Raw genomic sequence first — 13,820 nt, 5'->3', positions numbered from 1 at the left:
ACAAAATGAAAAAACTGTATTATTTACCAGTATTACTGGTTCTGTTGTATGCCTGTACGCAGCAACCAAAAATTGATTATCCTGTGACAAAAAAAGGAGATGTAACTGACACCTATTTTGGTGTTGAAGTAGCCGACCCGTATCGTTGGCTCGAAGACGACCACTCAGACGAAACTGCCGAGTGGGTAAAAGCAGAAAACAAAGTAACGTTTGGTTACCTGAACCAGATTCCTTATCGCGAAGATTTAAAAGATAGGCTTTCGACTTTATGGAATTACGAAAAAATCGGAGCACCGTTTAAAGAAGGCGACTGGACCTATTTTTACAAAAACGACGGGCTGCAAAACCAATACGTGGTTTACCGGTTTAAAACCGGCGAAGATCAATCTACAGCCGAGGTTTTCCTTGATCCAAATACTTTTGCAGAAGATGGAACCACCTCGTTAAGTACTTTAAGCTTTTCGGAAAATGGTAAAATCGCAGCCTATTCAATCTCTGAAGGTGGTAGCGACTGGCGCAAAGTAATCATTATGAATACCGACACGAAAGAGCAAATGGGAGACACACTGGTTGACATCAAGTTCAGCGGTATTTCGTGGAAAGCCGACGAAGGTTTTTTCTACTCAAGCTACGATAAACCTGAAGGCAGTGAGTTATCGGCAAAAACCGATCAGCATAAGTTATACTACCACGAGCTGGGTACTGCCCAAAAAGAAGATGAGCTGATTTATGGTGGAACACCGGAAGAAAAACACCGTTATGTTGGTGGTGGCGTAACCGACGACAATAACTACCTGGTAATTACTGCTAGTATTTCTACCTCGGGAAATAAGTTGTTTATTAAAGATCTTACAAAACCCGGCAGTAAACTGATTACGATAATTGGAACCGATGAAAGCGATACCTATGTTATCGACAATGTTGGTACAAAACTATACCTGGTCACCAATTTAAATGCGCCAAATCAAAAAATCGTAACTGTTGATGTAAGCAATCCAACTCCTGAAAACTGGGTGGATTTTATTCCTGAAACTGAAAACGTTTTGAGTCCGTCAACCGGTTGTGGTTATTTCTTTGCCGAATACATGATCGATGCGGTATCAAAAGTTTATCAATATGATTACAGCGGGAAAATGATTCGTGAAGTTGAATTGCCCGGAGTTGGTTCGGTAAGCGGTTTCAGTGCGAAGAAAAAGGATACTGAAATGTATTACACTTTTACCAACTATATCACTCCGGGAAACATTTATCAATATGATAACGAAACTGGCGAATCGGAACTATACCGTAAACCGGCTATCGATTTCAATCCAAACGATTTTGAAAGCAAACAGGTTTTCTATGCCTCGAAAGACGGTACTAAAATTCCGATGATTATAACCTATAAAAAAGGAACTGAGCTGAATGGTACGAACCCAACGATCCTTTACGGTTACGGTGGTTTTAATATCAGTCTTACACCGAGTTTCTCGGTAACCAACGCTGTTTGGTTAGAGCAAGGCGGTGTGTATGCCGTGGCGAATATGCGTGGTGGTGGCGAATACGGCAAAAAATGGCATGACGCAGGAACCAAACTGCAAAAACAAAATGTATTCGACGATTTTATTGCCGCTGCTGAATACCTGATTGCTGAGAACTACACTTCAAGCGATTACCTTGCCATCCGTGGCGGATCGAACGGTGGATTGCTGGTTGGAGCAGTTATGACACAGCGTCCCGAATTGATGAAAGTGGCACTTCCGGCAGTTGGAGTAATGGATATGTTACGTTACCACACTTTTACTGCAGGTGCAGGCTGGGCATACGATTACGGAACTGCTGAAGACAACAAAGAAATGTTTGAATACCTGAAAGGATATTCTCCGGTTCACAATGTAAAAGCAGGAGTTGCATATCCGGCTACACTAGTGACTACCGGCGATCACGACGACCGCGTTGTTCCGGCTCACAGCTTTAAATTTGCAGCCGAATTGCAGGCCAAACAGGCTGGCGACAACCCTGTTCTTATCCGTATTGAAACCGATGCAGGCCACGGAGCAGGAACACCGGTAAGCAAAACCATTGAGCAGTATGCCGATATTTATGGCTTCACGCTTTGGAACATGGGCATTAAAACACTGGATGAATAAAATTCGGAGTCTCGGGATGACGAATATGACTAACCCCATCCTTTAGGGTGGGGACTAACAGATTCAGACTGATCGCAGGAATAAAAGGGAATTTTGTAAATTAAAAATTACAAAATTCCCTTTTATTCCTTTTTCTCTAACTTGTTTTTCGCCCCCGCCTTAAAAGACGGGGCTAGTTATAACTCTTTCCTCAAAGCCTGTTTCATATTAAAAATAAATTACCAAGTACAGGAATTTTCAATCAAGAAATACTACTTTTGGATTCCCGGTAGCACAATTTGTTACCGGGAATTTTTATGTTGAAGGACGATGCAATTTCTGGTAATTGAGGGAAATATAGGGGCCGGTAAATCAACACTTTCGCGAATGATTGCCGAAGATTACAACGCCAAACTGGTGTTGGAGCAATTTGCTGACAATCCGTTTCTTCCGAAATTTTACAAAGACAAAGACCGCTATTCCTTTCCTCTGGAACTTTCGTTTTTGGCCGACCGTTACAACCAGATTAAAAACGAAGTGTTCGATCTCGATCTTTTCCATTCGTTTATGGTGGCCGACTACTATTTTGCCAAAACAGCAATTTTTGCGGAGAATACCTTAAAAAAAGATGAGTACCATCTTTTCCGGCAAATCTTCGATATAATTTTTGAATCGATGCCCAAACCCGATTTGTATGTTTATCTGCATTCGAATGTCGACCGACTAATGAAAAATATAAAAATGCGCGGGCGCGATTATGAACAAAATATGGATCCTGTTTACCTGGCTAAAATCGGTGACGGATACTTTAACTTTTTTAAACAAATTTCCTCCTTTCCCATACTGATTATCGACATTAATGGCATCGATTTTGTTAAAAATCCTGACCATTATCAGCTCTTGAAAACGGCTATTTTTAATAGTGAATATAAATTAGGGATAAACCGTCTGATATTGTGATAAAAACATGAGTTACAGCTTTCATATAATGAAAAGCTTTTTATTTTTGTCTGCTCGAATGTGAATTTTTAATTTAAGTATAAATAATGTCTGTTATGAGAAGAATCAACTTTAAACCTATCGCCCTTTTCGTTGGTGTTGCGGTTGTATTGTCTGGATGTTCCGGACTGAACAAAATGAAAAAAAATGCCGATCAAATTAACTTCAAAGTTACTCCTGAGGTGCTCGAAGCACACGCGAGTGAAGTTGATTTAGCAATCGACGCCCGTTTCCCCGCCAAATACTTCAATAAAAAAGTAACCTTAACAGCCACTCCGGTATTAAAATACGAAGGTGGTGAAACTGCTTACGGTCCTGTTTCAGTTCAGGGTGAAAACGTTGAAGCCAACAATAAAGTAATTAGCTACAACGGTGGTAACGTAAGTTATAAAGATGCTGTTGCATACGATAAAGCGATGGCAAAATCGGAGCTTTACGTAAACATTAAAGCTTCGCAAGGTGCAAAATCAGTTGATTTCGAGCCAATCAAAATTGCTGACGGTGTTATTGCGACAAGCGAAAAAGTAATCATGATCCCTAAAGCTATTTTAGGTGTTCAGCGCGAGGCAAACAACAGCGGCAAATACGATCCGGCTATCGACGCTTTCCAACGCATCGTTCCTGATGAAATGACAGCAGACATCAAATACCTGATCAACCGTTCGAACCTTCGTCGTGAAGAAACTTCGAAAAGTGATGTTACCGCTTTGGAAGACTTCACTAAAAAAGCAAACGAAGAAGAAAGAATCGACCTGAAAGATGTTGAAGTTTCAGCATATGCATCTCCTGACGGTGAGATCGATTTGAACACTGACCTTGCTGCAAAACGTAAAGAAACTTCTTCAGCATTTTTGGCTAAAAAATTAAAAGAAGCCGGTGTTGATGTTGAATTGAAAACAAAATACACTCCTGAAGACTGGGACGGATTTAAAGAATTATTGGAGCAGTCGAACATTAAAGACAAAGAACTGATCTTGCGTGTACTTTCTATGTACAACGATCCTGAAGTTCGTGAGCGCGAAATCCGTAACTTAAGTGTTACTTTCACTGAAGTTGCTGACCAGATTCTTCCTGAATTACGTCGTGCAAAAATGACTACCAGCGTTGATTTGATCGGTAAAACCGACGAAGAATTAAAAGCTGCTGCAAAAGCTGATCCTGCTTCATTAAATCCTGCAGAATTGCTTTACGCTGCTACTTTGTTCGAAGATCTTAACGAACAACTTTCAGTATACAACTCGTTCATGAAAGTTTATCCTAACGACTGGAGAGGACCAAACAACGCAGGTTACGTAATGGTTCAGCAATACAAATATGCTGATGCTAAACCATTATTCGAAAAAGCTGAGAAATTAGCAAACAGCGAGCCTATCGTTAAAAACAACGTTGGTGCTGTTACTTTAACTTCAGGTGATGTTGCTGCTGCTGAAGCTTTATTCGGAGCTGCTGCAGGTGCCGGCGACGCTGTTAACTACAACATGGGTATTGTTAGCGTTAAAAAAGCTGAGTACGACAAAGCAGTTCAGTACTTCAACAGATTTGCTGATGTAAACTCAGGTTTGGCAAAATTACTTGCGGGTAACAACAATGGTGCAGTTAAAGATCTTGACGCTTGTACAATTGAAGGTTGCTACATGACTGAATATTTCAAAGCTGTAATTGGTGCACGTACTGCTAAAGAATCGTTATTGTTCGACAGCCTGAAAGCTGCTGTTGATATGAATGCCGGTTTGAAAGAAGTGGCCAAAACAGATATGGAATTCGCAAAATATTTCGACAATGCTAAATTTAAAGCTATTGTTGACTAATTAAGTTGTGATAAGCTTAGTAGAAAGGGCGGTCGTTTGATCGCCCTTTTTTTGTACAGGTTCATGACAAAACCTCTTTTTTAATCTCTTGGAATACACTATTTTCAACCTCAATTATTTAAGGAAAATACAATTAAAAGTTATGGAATACATTAATAAATATGTAGAGGAAAACAAAGACCGCTTTCTGGAGGAATTATTTGGATTGATTCGCATTCCGTCGATCAGTTCGATTGCCGACCACAAGCCGGATATGTACAAAGCTGCTGAATACTGGAAAAAAACATTGCTGGAAGCCGGTGCCGACAAAGCCGAGGTTTTTGAAACCAAAGGCAACCCGGTAACTTATGGCGAAAAGATCATCGATCCTGCCCTTCCAACTGTCTTGGTATACGGACACATGGATGTTATGCCGGTTGATCCGGTCGACTTGTGGGACACTCCGCCATTTGAACCCGAAATTCGCGACGGTAAAATATACGCCCGCGGTGCCGATGATGATAAAGGACAAAGTATGATGCACGCCAAAGCTTTCGAGCTGATGGTGAAAACAGATACCCTCCCCTGCAACGTAAAATTTATGATCGAAGGTGAAGAGGAAGTGGGATCGCCAAACCTCGGACTTTGGTGCGAGCAGAACAAAGAAATGCTAAAAGCCGATATTATCTTGGTGTCCGACACTTCGATGCTGGCGGCAGACATTCCATCGATTACTACAGGATTACGCGGACTGGCCTACTGGCAGGTGGAAGTTACCGGCCCTAATCGCGACCTGCACTCCGGGTTATTTGGTGGTGCCGTGGCTAACCCGATAAATGTACTTTGTTCGATGATCGACCAAATGGTTGACGCAGATGGCAAAATTACCATTCCGGGATTTTACGATACAGTGATGGAAGTTTCGGCTGAAGAACGTGCTCTGTTGGCCAAAGCTCCCTTTAATGAAGAGGCTTACAAAAAAGCAATCAATGTTGAAGAACTGAAAGGAGAAAAAGGATATACTCCAAGCGAACACACAGGTATTCGTCCATCGTTTGATGTGTGTGGTATTTGGGGCGGTTACACCGGCGAAGGTGCAAAAACGGTGTTGCCATCAAAAGCTTTTGCTAAAATCTCATCTCGTTTGGTACCCGATCAGGATCACGAAAAAATAGCCGTACTTTTTAAAGAGCATTTTGAAAGTATTGCACCAAAATCGGTTAAAGTTGAGGTGACTTCGTTACACGGAGGCCCGGCTTACGTTTGCCCAATCGACATTCCGGCCTACCAGGCAGCTGAAAAAGCCTACACCGATATGTTTGGCAAACGCCCGGTGCCGGTTCGCTCAGGAGGAAGTATTCCAATTATTTCAACTTTCGAGAAGGTTCTTGGAATTAAATCGGTTTTAATGGGATTCGGGCTGGAATCGGATGCGATCCATTCTCCAAACGAGAACTACCCGTTGGAGCAGTTTTATAAAGGCATAAAAACCATTCCGCTATTCTATAAGTATTTTGCGGAGATGAGTAAATAGAAAGATTCGAAAGAACTGTCATTCTGAGCATGGCGAAGAATCTGTCTCAAAACAGCTCTGTTGTAACAGCTCTCTCCGTCAGCAGATGGATCGAGATGACAAAAAATATTCAGCAAATAGTCCCCCGCTGAATTTCTCAAACAAAAAGGATCCGACCTTATAAAATATCGGATCCTTTTTTATCTCCACAAACGCTGATATTCAGTTTAAGATTCTTCTTCTCCTATTTCTTCAGCAGAGGAAGTAATCCATTTTTTGCCATTTGAGGCTTCAACAAAATAAAGCGGCTTTTCATTTCGTAACATATCTGCCAGGTAAACAAAATTCTCTGCCGGAGGAAACCAGTTTTTGTTGCGCCAGGCATCGCCAATTTTATAATGAAAAATCACCCAGGGTTTGTTTGTGTCCATGTCATATCTTAGTACATAATTCTCTATTTTATAAACTGCCATAATGTTTCTTTTTATGATTTATGGTTGGGAATAAAGTATAATCATAGATTACCCATGATAAAAGAGCGCACGCAATGTGCTTGTGGCATGTTAAAAGACTAAAATATCGTCCAATCTGTAGGATCCAAAGATTTAATGGAAATAAAAGTTACGAAGAATATACGTGAAATCATCGTTCAAAATCCTTTTTCCGGATACTGTCACTAATTACACAATGCGAAGAAGAAGCTTTCTCAGCATTAGAGTTTTATCAATTCCAAATACATCAACTGTTTATCTGCAGCGTTTCCGGTAACAGACTGGAGTGAAATGGCTTGCTCGCCACTTTCTGTTATCTCTATCTGACCTAATTTTAAAAGTTCAAACTCTTCCCCGGTGTCCGGTAACTCCGTTATCAATTCCTCATCTCCGAAAGTTACGGTCAAACCACCCTTTTCGTCATTCCACAACAAGGCTTCAATGCGGTATTTTCCCGGTTCAGCATCAAAAGTCCATTCCAAACGTGTTCTCGCATCTATCCAGTTTGTCACTAATGCATTCGAACCACTACCTTTTAATACAGCATGCTCGCCATAACCCGGATTATAAATATCAGCAAAATCAGCAGGTAGTAAAATGCTACCTTCCTTTAGATGCGGTTTATTACTGGTAACGGTTATGTCGCCCCGCATTTTTACCACCACAACGGTGTTTATTTCATCAAATATCACCGAGGGTGCATGAATATTAAGGTCGCCATCTTCAAATTTCCAGGCAAAATGCTGCTTTTGATTGGCCAACAAGTACACATCCCGAACATTTCCTTCCAACCCCGGAACTTTTAACAATCCATCTTTTGGCCAGTCGAATACATGTAAGTACAGATTGGTAACGCCACCTTCCTTTTTTGTGGTGCAGCGTCCCCACGGAAGTTTATAAAACGGGCTGGCACTCGTACCATAAATCGAATTACCATTTTGTTGCATCCAGTGCCCGATTTCTTTTAAGCGCTCAACGCTTGCTTTCGGAAACTCGCCTCTTGCCGTCGGACCAACATTCAGCAACAGGTTGCCGCCTTTGCTGGCAATATCCACCAACATTTTTATCAGCTCTTCTGATGATTTCCAGTTCTCGTCGTACCACTTATAGCCCCAGCTGGTGTTCATGGTCATACACACTTCCCAATCGTAATCGAGCCCTGTTGGCGGCACATGCTGCTCGGGTGTCTGAAAATCGCCCGGCCACGGACGATACAAGCGGTTATTCGTTATCAGATTTGGATAATCATCTGTAACTTCTTTTAAAGCATTGGCTGCTTCTTCAGTCATTCCGCGTGGCGTGTCCCACCACAAAATATCCAGTCCTCCGTAATTTTCAAGAATTTCTTTTACCTGTGGCACTGCTTTCCCGTTGATGTAATTCATCAATGGTTCGCGTTTCAATTCCGGATCCCAGTGTGGTTTTCCCTCTTCAATATTCCAGTATGTTCCACCCGGTTCGTGCCAGTCTTGCGCCTGCGAATAATAAAATCCAAGACGAATATCTTCCCGTTCACAAACTTCCGCCAGCTCCTTCAAGGGATCGCGATCAAATGGTGTAGCATCAACAATATTGTATTTGCTGGCTTTCGAATGAAACATCGCAAAACCATCGTGATGTTTTGAGGTGATCACAATGTATTTCATTCCGGCATATTTTGCCAGTTTCACCCACTCTTCAGCATCGTATTTGTCGGGATTAAAGGTCTCGGCCAATTGCTCGTATTCCTTCACCGGAATTTTAGCATTCGCCATAATCCACTCGCTAATCCCCGGAATACGTTCGCCCTTCCACTCTCCTGCCGGATCGGCATACAATCCCCAGTGAATAAACATTCCGAAGCGGGCCTCGCGCCACCACTCCATTTTTTGGTCGTGAGCCGATAGTTCAACATTATTTTTTGATTTCTGCTTGTTGGAATCACACGATACAAAAAGCAACGCAAACAGGACGAAAAGTAAAAAGCGGTTCATAATACAAAGTTTGTCGGTTTCAATTTACGAGTATAAATTTCCGAATAATTATTACAAAATTAGGCTATTACGACTCTTTGTTCAAATAAAATCAATGTCCGCATTACTTCCTCTGCCAATCGGGTCTACTCATCTGCAAAACAATTTTATTCATCGCGGTTTAAAGCCTATCCGTCTTAATTGATTGTTAAAGCCGCTGAAGCATTTTTAAGTTGAGCAGAAATTTGCTTATTTAGCTTTTCATTACTTGAAGAATGACAAACAAAACTTGCCTGATTTTTTGCAACTGTGGCGCGGGGATCATTTCCGACGACAAAAAGGAAGAGCTTTCCGAAGCTTTTAAACCGCTCGGAGTTGACATATACGAGCTACACGATCTTTGCGCTTTTTCGCTGAATGAAAAGGATTTCCTGCATAAATTAGATAAAGATTATGATAAAAAACTGATTACTGCCTGTTATCCGCGGGCCATAAAAAATATGTTTGAGCAGAACGAAGTGCAGCTCAGCAACTACGAGGTGTTTAATTTCAGGGAAGCCGGCACCGAACAAATTACCGGTGAAATTTCAGCCAAGATCGACGAAATTCAAGACGCATCCTGTTACGAAATAAAAAAAACCGACCTGAAAGTTCCGGCCTGGTACCCGATCATTGACAAAGAGCGCTGCACCCTTTGCGGACAGTGTGCACGGTTCTGCGTTTTTGGAGTTTATTCGTACAACAAAAAAAGTCTGGAAGTCGTCAATCCGCTATCATGCAAAAACAACTGTCCGGCTTGTGGACGTACCTGCCCGGCTTCGGCAATCATTTTCCCTCGTTTACCTGAAAATTCGGCTTTATCGGGTGCTGAACCTACCGGAGAGAAAAAGACATCGGGAAACGATCAAAAAGGGAATTTGTTTGTTATGCTGAACGAGCGCAACAACGCCCGGAGAAATATTTTCAAACAAGGTGCTTTTCAACAAGCCGTAGAAGAGAAAAAAAGAGCCATCGAAGAACTAAAAAACAGCTTTAAAAACCCAAAAGGCGATGCTTAAACAATTGCTGAAAACAGATAAAAAATGCTTGTATAAATTTGCTTATAACATGGGCATAAAAGGTGCCCATGGCATTCAGCGTTTTCAGAAACGAATAAAAAAGGGCGATTTCTTTCCGGCATTTCATTTTATTTCGGTTACCGACGATTGTAACCTGAATTGCCAGGGCTGCTGGGTGACGCATAAAAAACAAAATGCGCGAATGTCGCCCGAAATGCTGGATTCAATCATCACGCAGTCAAAGGCAAAAGGATCATACTTTTTTGGAATATTGGGTGGAGAGCCGCTGATGTACAAGCCACTTTTCGATGTTTTCAAAAAACATTCCGATTGCTATTTCCAGCTATTTACAAACGGAACTTTACTTACCAAGGAAGTTGCTGAACGATTACGTAAGCTGGCCAACGTTTCGCCATTGATCAGTTTTGAAGGCGACAACGAAGTTGCCGATGTGCGGCGCGGAGGAAAAAACGTATACTCAAAAGCACAGGCAGCCATCGATCATTCAACCGATGCAGGATTGATTACAGGTGTGGCCATGAGTGTTTGTAAATCGAATATCGATCTGGCATTTTCGGATGATTTTATCCAATCGCTGATCGATCGCGGGGTGCTTTATTTGTGGTACTACATTTACCGTCCGGCTGGACAAGATGCAACTGTCGACCTCTGTCTTTCGGCAGAACAGATTAAGCAACTTCGACAGTTCATGGTCGATGCTCGTCAGAAATATAGCATTGCCATCATCGATGCATACTGGGATGAAAATGGAAAAGGATTGTGTCCTGCAGCTTCGGGACTGAGTCACCACATCAATGCATCGGGCGATATCGAACCTTGCCCGGTCATTCAGTTTGCCACCAACAATGTAGCCGATGGAGATTTGGAAAGTATTTACCGCAATTCAGCTTTCCTGGCAGGATTTAAAACAGAAATACCAAAACTAACCACGGGTTGTATCGTTATGGACGATCCGCAATGGTTGGTAAATTATACAAATCAACACGCCGCAAAAGATACATCGGGCAGAGACAACGAAGCCGAACGCCTGAGCAAAATGGAAAAAGTTTCCAGTCATGGTTCGGCCAAACCCGTTCGCGAAAAGAGCTGGGTGTATCGCTTTGCAAAAAAACGGGCATTTTTTGGCTTCGGCGCCTACGGTTAATATGAAGGAGACTAACGGCATATTAAAAGTTCCTGAGGAATCGTTCGTGCGCAACAAAATGCGTAAGTCTGCTGCGGCTATGATCGAAAAAATCGGTCTGCGTCCTCCTGCTAATATTCAGAAACTGGAAGAACTGGCAGCTACACTGGTAACTGAACAGGAAATTTCGGATGAATTTATTCCTTTTGCAATGGTTCTGCTGGGCAACGAATCGTGGCGAAAAACGGTAAAAGCCACGCCTATGAACCGCCGGCTATTGTTGCTTCCACAGTGTTTGAATAATAAAGAAAAATGCGAGGGCATGTTCGACGAACTTGGCCTGAACTGTGCCGGGTGTAAAGGCTGCCCTATCGATGATTTACTGATAGAAGCCGAAACGAAAGGTTACGCGAACCTGGTGGCCGAAGGGACTACCGTTGCCGTTGGTTTGGTGGAAGAAGGATCGATTGATGCCGTAATCGGGGTAAGTTGTATGCCGGTGTTGCAACGTTCGTTCGAGCCGGTGTCAAATGCTGCCGTGCCGGTTATTGGTATTCCGCTGCTTTTTGATGGTTGCGAAGACACGCGCGCCGACATAAAATGGATTCTGGATGAATTGCGTTCGTATGAAACGGATGATGAACACCAGCCCATTTCAGTGTCATTGTTAAAGAACCGGATCGAAGTTTTTTTCACCAAAGAAAACATCGGAAAATATATTCAGGGCCGCGATAAAACAGAACAAATTGCACAGGAATATTTGCTTATCGACGGACAAAGGATACGTCCGCTACTTACGGCTATAGGTTACCTGGCCTACTCAAATATTGATAACAATGAGCTTCTGCAGCCTTTAACGCTTATTATCGAGTGTTTCCATAAGGCGTCACTTATTCACGACGATATTGAAGACAATGCCAACCAGCGTTACAATACCCTCACTGCACATGCAAAATATGGTGTTGCTCAGGCCATTAATGCCGGTGATTTCCTTATTGGTAAAGGCTACGAGTTGTTGAGTGATCTCGATGCATCCAATGAAACCATAAAAAATTGTCTCCGTTTTGTATCACGGTCGCATTTACAGTTAACGCGCGGACAAGGCGTGGACATTCTTTTTAACGACGGCAAAATCCAGCTGCTGCCCGATGAGATGATCGAGGTTTTTAAAAATAAAACCGGTGAAGCCATTAAAGTGGCCTTGTTGCTGGGTGCAATTGTGGGTGGAGCAAACAAACAGGAGCAACAAATTCTTGAACAGTTCGCCGATTATATGGGAATTGCATACCAAATTCGCGACGATCTGAATGAATATACAGAACAACACTCAGCCGAAAAAACCGGTGATTATCCTTTCCTGCTGTCCATACTGAATAAACATTTTGCAGATCAGGATAAAGAGACTCCAGCAAACTTATTCAAGCAGGTAGCCGAATTCAGAAAGCTTATTGATGAAAACGGATTACTGGAAGTTGCAAAAGAATACCTACAGAAATACGTCGACAGCTGTTATGCAGAACTCGATAAACTGGAAAATTCCAAGCTACGTCTGAGTCTTTATGGTGTGATGGGAAAAATCTTTAAGTCAGAAACCACCAATGAGTAAAACAAAGAAGATCGCGATCTACAAAAAACTGGTTCGGCGACTTTCTTTAGGATTTGAAACATTATCGCCCGAAATACAACAGGAAATCATTGATTTTATACAAAGTCAGCAACACACTTCGGGAGGCTTTTGCGACCGTGCCGGAAATCCCGATCCTTACTATTCGCTTTTTGGTTGCTGGTTAAGTTTAGCCACCGGACAAAACACAGAAATCGAGCAATTAAAAACATACATCTCTAAACAACCTGCAACATCAAGTACTGTTGAAGAACTGGCGCTAAACCTGATGAAGACAGAGTTGTTTCCGGAACAAAAAAATGAATCAGTGTTTTCTTTGCTCAGGAAAGTTTTTTCGGGGCACAACTTCATGGATATTTCTTACCGTTTTTTTCTGCTGGCTTTAACCATTGACGCCACTGCAAAAAACCGCTTTCTTTTTAACCTGATGGCCCGCGTTTGGTTACCCTTTTATAAAGTGAAAGAAAACTCGCCGTGTAGTTTGATCGCAGCACTTTGTTTTGCACGTTTCGATTTGGGATTAGGATACAAAAAGTACCAAAAACTGTTATTGGAGTTTCACCAGCAGCAGGCAGGATTCAGGGCTTTTGAAACCACTCCTTTCAGCGACACCTTATCAACCGGCGTAGCACTTTTTTCTTTGGCAGAATCTAACTTCGATCTGCGCCTGATCACTCCCGATTGTCTTGATTTTATTCAAATGAATTATCTTTCAGGAGCCTTTCTTTCCGGCGACGGCGATGAAACACGTGATTTGGAATATACATTTTATGGGCTGCTGGCGTTGGGAAGCCTTGTGAAGGATTAATTGGAAGGATGAGGGATTAAAGCTGAATAACGAATTATGATTAACGATTGATGATTTTTAGAGGAGTTGACAGTTGGCAAATAACAGTTGGCATTGAGTCCTGTAGGGACGTAATATCATTAGCCCGGTGCTTTAGCTCCGGGGTTAGAACACACAAACCAACCGCGCTGCACGACGAGACGTAGATTAGAGATCGGTAGCAGTCTGGAGCAAGAAAGATAGAGCGATGATAAAAGAAAAGGAATATTGAATAATGATTTTTGATTTTAGAAGGAGTTGGCAATTGGCAAATTACAATAGGCAAAATTCGAATGCTACCTATGTGCCTAATGTGGT

Annotated in this window: 10 protein-coding genes; 8 read left to right on the top strand and 2 right to left on the bottom strand. The window is 42.1% G+C overall.

The window, feature by feature from the left end; genetic code table 11:
• Positions 1 to 5 precede the first annotated feature (5 nt).
• The 4 genes from SLH46_RS05600 to SLH46_RS05585 all read left to right on the top strand — a co-directional run bounded on the left by SLH46_RS05600 (position 6) and on the right by SLH46_RS05585 (position 6,428).
• Positions 6 to 2,129, top strand: a complete 2,124-nt coding sequence (locus SLH46_RS05600) for a prolyl oligopeptidase family serine peptidase (protein WP_320280174.1) — start codon at positions 6 to 8, stop codon at positions 2,127 to 2,129.
• A 309-nt stretch (positions 2,130 to 2,438) separates the two neighbouring features.
• On the top strand, positions 2,439 to 3,068 hold the full coding sequence (locus tag SLH46_RS05595) for a deoxynucleoside kinase (protein WP_320280173.1): 630 nt from the start codon (positions 2,439 to 2,441) through the stop codon (positions 3,066 to 3,068).
• A gap of 95 nt (positions 3,069 to 3,163) precedes the next feature.
• A complete protein-coding gene (locus tag SLH46_RS05590; RefSeq protein ID WP_320280172.1) occupies positions 3,164 to 4,915 on the top strand; it encodes a tetratricopeptide repeat protein in 1,752 nt (583 codons plus the stop codon).
• 142 nt (positions 4,916 to 5,057) lie between these two features.
• A complete protein-coding gene (locus SLH46_RS05585; RefSeq protein ID WP_320280171.1) occupies positions 5,058 to 6,428 on the top strand; it encodes a dipeptidase in 1,371 nt (456 codons plus the stop codon).
• A 206-nt stretch (positions 6,429 to 6,634) separates the two neighbouring features.
• Here SLH46_RS05585 and SLH46_RS05580 read toward each other — a convergent pair whose 3' ends face one another.
• Together SLH46_RS05580 and SLH46_RS05575 are read right to left on the bottom strand one after the other, a co-directional pair.
• On the bottom strand, positions 6,635 to 6,880 hold the full coding sequence (locus SLH46_RS05580; protein ID WP_320280170.1) for a hypothetical protein: 246 nt from the start codon (positions 6,878 to 6,880) through the stop codon (positions 6,635 to 6,637).
• 239 nt (positions 6,881 to 7,119) lie between these two features.
• Positions 7,120 to 8,871: an alpha-L-fucosidase gene (locus SLH46_RS05575; protein ID WP_320280169.1), complete on the bottom strand. Its 1,752-nt coding sequence runs from the start codon at positions 8,869 to 8,871 to the stop codon at positions 7,120 to 7,122.
• Between the two features lie 254 nt (positions 8,872 to 9,125).
• Between SLH46_RS05575 and SLH46_RS05570 the strand changes: the two genes are divergently transcribed.
• Genes SLH46_RS05570 through SLH46_RS05555 form a run of 4 tightly spaced genes read left to right on the top strand, consistent with a single transcriptional unit; the run spans position 9,126 to position 13,484 of the window.
• Positions 9,126 to 9,908 carry an ATP-binding protein gene (locus tag SLH46_RS05570; protein ID WP_320280168.1) on the top strand — a complete coding sequence of 261 codons (783 nt, stop codon included), beginning with the start codon at positions 9,126 to 9,128 and terminating at the stop codon, positions 9,906 to 9,908.
• Positions 9,901 to 11,073 carry a radical SAM protein gene (locus SLH46_RS05565; protein WP_320280167.1) on the top strand — a complete coding sequence of 391 codons (1,173 nt, stop codon included), beginning with the start codon at positions 9,901 to 9,903 and terminating at the stop codon, positions 11,071 to 11,073. The genes SLH46_RS05570 and SLH46_RS05565 overlap by 8 nt, the downstream gene beginning before the upstream one ends.
• Position 11,074: 1 nt before the next feature.
• Complete coding sequence (locus SLH46_RS05560; RefSeq protein ID WP_320280166.1) at positions 11,075 to 12,658, top strand: polyprenyl synthetase family protein; 1,584 nt, start codon at positions 11,075 to 11,077, stop codon at positions 12,656 to 12,658.
• Positions 12,651 to 13,484 (top strand): hypothetical protein, encoded by an 834-nt coding sequence (locus SLH46_RS05555; RefSeq protein ID WP_320280165.1) that lies wholly within the window; start codon positions 12,651 to 12,653, stop codon positions 13,482 to 13,484. Before SLH46_RS05560 ends, SLH46_RS05555 begins: the two co-directional genes overlap by 8 nt.
• Positions 13,485 to 13,820 lie beyond the last annotated feature (336 nt).

Origin of the sequence: Draconibacterium sp. IB214405 (assembly GCF_033963885.1) — a bacterium.
Taxonomy (GTDB): Bacteria; Bacteroidota; Bacteroidia; order Bacteroidales; family Prolixibacteraceae; genus Draconibacterium.
Note: the sequence above shows the minus strand (reverse complement) of the source record. Positions and strands in the feature narration are given on the sequence as shown.

Excerpts from the sequence above, each read along its gene's own strand:
- SLH46_RS05600 (WP_320280174.1), top strand. The coding sequence starts at position 6 with ATGAAAAAACTGTATTATTTACCAGTATTACTGGTTCTGTTGTATGCC.
- SLH46_RS05595 (WP_320280173.1), top strand. The coding sequence starts at position 2,439 with ATGCAATTTCTGGTAATTGAGGGAAATATAGGGGCCGGTAAATCAACA.
- SLH46_RS05590 (WP_320280172.1), top strand. The coding sequence starts at position 3,164 with ATGAGAAGAATCAACTTTAAACCTATCGCCCTTTTCGTTGGTGTTGCG.
- SLH46_RS05585 (WP_320280171.1), top strand. The coding sequence starts at position 5,058 with ATGGAATACATTAATAAATATGTAGAGGAAAACAAAGACCGCTTTCTG.
- SLH46_RS05580 (WP_320280170.1), bottom strand. The coding sequence starts at position 6,880 with ATGGCAGTTTATAAAATAGAGAATTATGTACTAAGATATGACATGGAC.
- SLH46_RS05575 (WP_320280169.1), bottom strand. The coding sequence starts at position 8,871 with ATGAACCGCTTTTTACTTTTCGTCCTGTTTGCGTTGCTTTTTGTATCG.
- SLH46_RS05570 (WP_320280168.1), top strand. The coding sequence starts at position 9,126 with ATGACAAACAAAACTTGCCTGATTTTTTGCAACTGTGGCGCGGGGATC.
- SLH46_RS05565 (WP_320280167.1), top strand. The coding sequence starts at position 9,901 with ATGCTTAAACAATTGCTGAAAACAGATAAAAAATGCTTGTATAAATTT.
- SLH46_RS05560 (WP_320280166.1), top strand. The coding sequence starts at position 11,075 with ATGAAGGAGACTAACGGCATATTAAAAGTTCCTGAGGAATCGTTCGTG.
- SLH46_RS05555 (WP_320280165.1), top strand. The coding sequence starts at position 12,651 with ATGAGTAAAACAAAGAAGATCGCGATCTACAAAAAACTGGTTCGGCGA.